The sequence below is a fragment of the Geobacillus sp. ZGt-1 genome, assembly GCF_001026865.1.
GTDB lineage: Bacteria > Bacillota > Bacilli > Bacillales > Anoxybacillaceae > Geobacillus > Geobacillus thermoleovorans.
The window spans coordinates 1-299 of the sequence record NZ_LDPD01000060.1; the positions used below are offsets into that span (position 1 = coordinate 1).

A 299-nucleotide genomic window follows, 5' to 3' on the forward strand; every position below is an offset into this window, starting at 1 on the left:
GCATAAAAATAGCCCTTGCTGGCGGATCTCCAGTAGAATGAAAGTGTCACCCAACATTCGAAAGGAGAGATCCCCCATGCAAGAGCACTTTCATTTTACTACAGATCCAGCCAAACTTCAAAAACAATATGCCGCTATTTTCTGTTTTGTTTCTGCCCAACTGTCGTTGATTCAAATGTATCTTCATCGCCGCAACCGTCACTTGGTCAAGCAAGAAGACGAAGTGGTCATGGCGGTTCACCTTTTGGGGAAGCTGCTGGGCTTTTCTTCCGAACGAGCCTGGCATCGTTTTGTCACGG

The 299-nt window shown here is 46.8% G+C and carries 1 pseudogene; it reads left to right on the plus strand.

The features are described from left to right. Positions 1 to 76: 76 nt before the first annotated feature. Positions 77 to 299, plus strand: a pseudogene (locus VU18_RS15475) (IS982 family transposase); the annotation flags it as partial.